Annotated in this window: 2 protein-coding genes; both read right to left on the bottom strand. The window is 70.2% G+C overall.

Annotated features, from left to right (window positions below; all coding sequences use genetic code 11):
* Positions 1-131: 131 nt before the first annotated feature.
* Positions 132-3,845: a GAF domain-containing protein gene (locus DPQ64_RS18305; RefSeq protein WP_115865729.1), complete on the bottom strand. Its 3,714-nt coding sequence runs from the start codon at positions 3,843-3,845 to the stop codon at positions 132-134.
* Positions 3,846-3,996: 151 nt separating this feature from the next.
* Entirely contained in the window at positions 3,997-5,196 is a 1,200-nt protein-coding gene (locus DPQ64_RS18300) for a hypothetical protein (protein ID WP_115865728.1), read from the bottom strand.
* Between the last annotated feature and the right edge of the window lie 258 nt (positions 5,197-5,454).

The following is a 5,454-nucleotide window of genomic DNA, read 5'->3' as shown; positions in this document are numbered from 1 at the left end:
CGGGCGCGGCACGAGGCCGCGCCCGCACGCGCCGGGTGGAAAGATAAACACCGAGGTCAGGAGACGTTCAGTCTCGGACGGACAGGAGGTAATATTCTAGGCCAGAATGAAAACAAACAAAACATATTCGCTCAGTCGTCCAGAAACGCAGAGAGAAGCTTCCGTTCGCCCACTCGGAGGTGTTCGTGGAACGTCGGCGGCGACACGCCTAGCGACTCGCTGACGTCCTCGCCGTCGCTCTCGCGGGGCCACTCGAAGAAGCCCGCGTAGTAGGCCGCCTCCATCGCCGAGCGCTGGCGTTCGGTGAGGTCCTCGCCGAGCGTGGACCGGAACTCCTCGACCGTCCGGGACGGGCGCTCGCGCTCGCGGCGCGCGACGACCTTCGTGCCGGGGAGGGCGTCCCGGACCGACTCGACGATCGTGCGCACGTCCACGCTCCGGGGGAGTTTCACGACGCTCCGGCCGCCGTCGGGCGTGAACTCCGCGTCCGCCAGCGTGCCGCCGTACTCGACCAGCTGGGGCATCGGCGACGGGCCGGTGTAGACGAACTCGAAGAGGTCGCCGTCGTCGTGCCGGTTGACGAGCCGGGCGCGCTCGATGTCGTCGGCAGCCTCCGCGCGCTCCAGCACGCGGTCCGGGTCCAGTCCCTCCGCGGTCATGAAGAAGACGAACGAGCCGTCGCCGGTCATGGTCACCCCGTCGAGCGAGAACCGGCCACCCTCCTCGCGGGGGACGCGGGCGAAGAATCCCTCGCCCTCGCGGATCTCGAACTCGACTTCGACCATGCCGTCCGAGACCAGCGCCTGCTCCTTCTCTGCGGCGTTGATGGCGTGGCCGATGGTCTCGCCGAGTTCGGCCAGCACCGCCTGCTCGCGGTCGTCGAACGCGTCCGGCCGGGCGGCGTAGACGCAGAGCACGCCGTACACCGTCTCCCGGTAGCGGAGCGGGATGGCGGCCGCCGAGCGGTAGCCGCGTTCGAGCGCGGCGTCGCGCCACGGCGCGAACATCTCGTCTTCGCGGACGTTGCCGACGACCTGCACCTCGCCGGTCCGCAGCGCGACGGAGCCGGGACCGTCCGGCGTCTCGTCGCGTCTCGCCACGACCTCGTCGAGGTAACCCTCCTCGACGCCGGCCCACGCGGTCGGCTCGGCGCGGGTCGAGCCCGCCATCGACTCGCTGGTCCACGCGAAGCGGTAGTGGTCCGAACTCGCCAGCCTGTCGCAGACCGCCTGCATGATCTCCTCGCGAGTCGTTGCCCGGACGAGCAGCTGGTCCACGTCACGGATGACCGCGTTGATCCGGTCGAGTTCGGCGAGCTGGCTCCGCTGGTCGGCGAGTTCGGCCTCGCGGGCCGCGCGGTCGAGCGCGACCTCGGTGTTGGCCGCGAGCACGCGGGCCAGATCGATCTCGTAGTCGTCGAACGCGCCGACCTCGGTCGAGGCGACCGTCAGCACGCCCCAGTCGCCGAGCGGGAACGCGGCGTACGCCCGAATCGACTTCGCGCCGTCGTCCAGCGCTCGTGGGTCGTCCCAGACGTTGTCGAACTGCTCGCTCGTCCCGGACTCGAACACGCTCCCGACGATGCCTTCGCCGGGCTCGAAGCAGGGCGTCTCTCTCATACTCGTGGCGGCCCGAGACGGCAGCACGAACGGGTCGAGCAGGTCGGCGTCCTCGTCGTACCGGAAGACGGTGGCGTGGGGCAGGTCGAGCACCTCGTGGATCGTCTCGACCGCGATCTCCGATATCTCCGACTGGCTCTCGGCTCCCATCAGGTCGCGGGTCGCGCCGTGGAGCGCGTCGAGCATCGCCTCGCGCTTGACGCGCTCGGTCACGTCGTAGTACAGCTCGACCCGACCGCCCTCGTACAGCCCGGACTCGATGGGCCGACTTCGGTGGTGGAGGTGGCGCTCGGCCCGCCTCTCGCCGGGAGTCACGTGGCAGGTGAACTCCTCGACCGAGGTGTTGTCGTCGTACGTCCCGAGGACCGTTTCGGCGAACGACTCGCCGTCTTCGACCACTTCGCGGATCGCGTCTGCGATCAGCGTGGGCTTGTCCGCGCCGAGGGCGGCCTCGCGGTCGAGCCGGAAGTACTCCGCGACCGCGGCGTTGGCCCACGCAACGTCGAACTCGTCGTCGAGCACGAAGATGCCCACGTCGGTTTCGTCGAGCACGTCCTCGGTCATCGAGCGGTGGCGCTCCTCGTTTCGCTTGCGCTCGGTGATGTCGGTGTACATCACGTAGCCGCCCGCGTCACCGTCGGGCATCCGGGCCGTCCGCAGCAGGAAGTCCCGGACGCCGTCCACGGCTTCACGCCTGACCTCCGTGTCGATGGCCCCGCCCGCTCGCATCTGCTCCACGACGGCTCTGGCCTCCGCGCGCTCGTCCTCGGGGACGATGAGGTCGACGAGCGACTCGCCGACCACCGCGTCGGCGTCGTAGCCGAACACCGACTCGAACGCGCCGTTGACCGACCGGACGACGGGCTCGCCGTCGCGGAACTCGTAGCTGACGGTCGCCTCGCGGATGTTCTCGAACAGCGCGGCGAACCGGTCGCGCTCGGCCTCCAGCTTGCGCTCCGAGCGGATGCGCTGGAGCGCCTGCGCGACGTGGGAGGTCAGCAGTTCCGCGAGTTCGCGGTCGCTCTCGCCAAACGCGTCGGCTTGCTTCGAGACGGCCTGGAACACGCCGATGTCGGCCATCGGCACCGACAGCGCGGCCCGGTAGCCGCTCGCGGCCGGGCTGACCCCCTCGGCCTGGAGGTCGGCGGTCCGGATGGTCTCGCCACGCCGGTAGGCTCGGGCCGCGAGCTTGTCGTCGGCGTCGAGCGCGGTCGTGGTGTAGTAGCCGTCGGAGGGCACGCCCTTCGAGACGGCCTGCGGGACGAGTTCGCCGTCCTCCACGGTGTCGACCGCGGCGATGTCGAACTCGAGGAGCTGTTCGGCGGTCTCGACCGCGAGCCGACACACCGCTTCGACGGTGTCGCACTCTTCGAGCATGACCGCGACCTCGTGGAGTTCCTTGGTCTTGTGCTTCTCGGCTTCGAGCCTGTCCTCGAGTCGCTTGCGCTCGCGCACGTCCCGGACGATGGCCGAGAAGTAGTGGCGGCCGCCGCGCTCGGTCTCGCTGAACGAGATGGCGAGCGGGATTCGGCTGCCCGCCGCGTCCCAGCCCGCCAGTTCCACGTAGTCGCGCTGGACGTGCCCCTCGTCGGCGGCCAGTTCGTCGAGCGTCCGCTCGAAGCTCTCGTGGACGCCGGGGTCGAGCAGGCGGACGACCGGCTTTCCGACCACGGCGTCGGGCGGGTGGCCGAACACGCGCTCGACGGCGTCGTTGGCGAACACCACCACGCCGTCCTCGTCGACGGTGAGTATCGGGTCGGGCGACCCCTCGACCAGCGTCCCGAACCGGTCGGCGAGGCGGTCGCGCTCGGCCGCGAGCCGACGGCGCTCGACGACGCGTTCGACCCGGCGCGCGACGCGGCGCGGCAGGTCCTCGCGCGAACGCGAGTCGACGAACGCGACGCCGTCCGGCGCGTCCGCGACCGACTCCGCGAGCAGGACCCGTCCGACCGCGGGAAACAGGTCACCCACGGCGTCGAGGAACGCCGCGCCGTCGACGGTGAACGCCTCAGCTTCGTCGGATTCGGACAGCTCTGCCTCCGCGACCACGCAGTCGGCGTCGCCCGCGTCGAGGCGGTCCAGCGCGCTCGCGGCCGACCGTTCGGTGCTGACTGTCCCGCCGGACAACTGCTCGGCGATTGCTGCGCCCCGTGACGATTCACCGACGTAGACGACGGTGAACTGCTCGGCCGCGACCCGGCGACGGTCCCCCTTCGCCCGTAACATCGTTATCCTCCAGACACTCGGCGGTTGTTAGCGTTTCGCCTCGGGTACGCGAAAACCATCGTGTCTCAGAGAGGTGACCGTCAGAAACGAAGGCGTCCAGAACGGCAGAATGGCGAACCGGCAGGGCGGTAGAACGCGGAACGGCAGACCCTCAGAACGTCAGGCCGTGCTTCTCCGTGACGTGGTAGGCCGCCGTGCCCCAGACGTAGTTCTCGCCGGGCCACCACGTCCGGGCGTTGTTGAACCCGCCGACGAGCACGCCCTCGTCGGGGTTCTCCGGGTCCGGGTGAAAGTTGACCGAGCCGCTGTCGCCGTCCGCGAACCCCGACTCCTCGCCCCACTTGAGTTGGCCGCGCTTGCAGATAGCTCCGTAGGCGCAGGTGAGGCCGTCGACCGCCTGAATCGTCCCGCTCGACCGGCCGGTCTTCGCGCCGATCTTCGTCAGCGACTCTCCGCGGGCTTTGAGGTCCGCGAGCCCCGCCCTCGTGAACTGGCCGAGGACCTCGCCCGGGTCGCTGTCGTGGATGCGGTGGAGCGGCCGGAACGACGACTCCGGCCGCGCGGCCGCGAGGTCGGACTTCGGGTACGCCGCGCGGATCGATCCGATCTTCGTCCGCTCGCCGTCGAGCAGGTACACCGGCGTCCCGCCGTTGTCGCTCCCGCCGAACACGTGGTTCGCGGTGGCGAAGTACCGCGCCCCGTCGCTCGGGTCGGTCATCGCCGGCGCGAGCGTGCCATACACCTTCTTGGTGCCGACCGCGACGCTCCCCGGCACGCCGCCGTCGGGCGAGACGGGCGACTCCGGGTCGTCGCCGCCCGGGTCGACGCCGCCGTCGGAGCCGCCGCGGTCTTCCACGCGCTCGACCTTCCGTACCTCGACCGGCGTGTCCCCGACGCGCTCGGGCACCTCCCCGCGGGCGCGCTCGGCCGTGACCTCGACGTGGATTACGGCGTTGCGGCCGCCGTACTCGCCCGGAGCGACCGCCGAACTCGCCACCCCGTCGCGGTGGACCGCCTCCAGATTCCGGTGGGCCGCCAGCGCGGACCGGAGGTCGTCGTACCAGTCGGCGGGCACCGTCCTGCGCCGCGGGACCAGTCCGCCGCCGTCGCCGTTACTTCCGCCTCCGCCCTCGCTATCGCCGTTGCTGCCGTCGCCATCGCGCGTCAGTCCGTACACGACCGGTACCTCGTCGCGTCCCGCCGCCGCCACGTCCTCGGCGGTGAGCAGGCTCGCCGAGAGTGCGCCGAATCCGAGACCAAGAAGCGTGTCCACGAACCTGCGCCGCCCCATCGTCCCGACTGGCTCGTCGTGGACGGCGCTGGTCCGATGCGTATGCTCGTCTCCCCCCATTTTCCCCGCACACCTGTACGCTCGGCCGTCACTTGAAGTTGCTTGCCCGCTCGGGCGGGAATCTGTTAGTACAAGCCGTAAACTTCTAGCAAGGAACGAGTTGGTCTCAGGTCGGACTGAGAACCGCGTCGGTCTCGACCGCGGTGACCCCGTCGAGCGCGACCACGTCAGCCACGTCGGGCTGCTCGACGGCCATCAGCAGCCGGCCGAACTGGAGTTCGCGCACGACCCCGCCACCCATCGACTCGACCGCGGCGG

Source organism: Halorussus litoreus (assembly GCF_003382685.1).
GTDB classification, from domain to species: Archaea; Halobacteriota; Halobacteria; order Halobacteriales; family Haladaptataceae; genus Halorussus; species Halorussus litoreus.
This window is presented reverse-complemented; position numbering and strand designations above follow the sequence as displayed.

Bases quoted from the DNA above. Each gene is read 5' to 3' on its own strand.
- DPQ64_RS18300 (WP_115865728.1), bottom strand. From the start codon at position 5,196: ATGGGGGGAGACGAGCATACGCATCGGACCAGCGCCGTCCACGACGAG.
- DPQ64_RS18305 (WP_115865729.1), bottom strand. From the start codon at position 3,845: ATGTTACGGGCGAAGGGGGACCGTCGCCGGGTCGCGGCCGAGCAGTTC.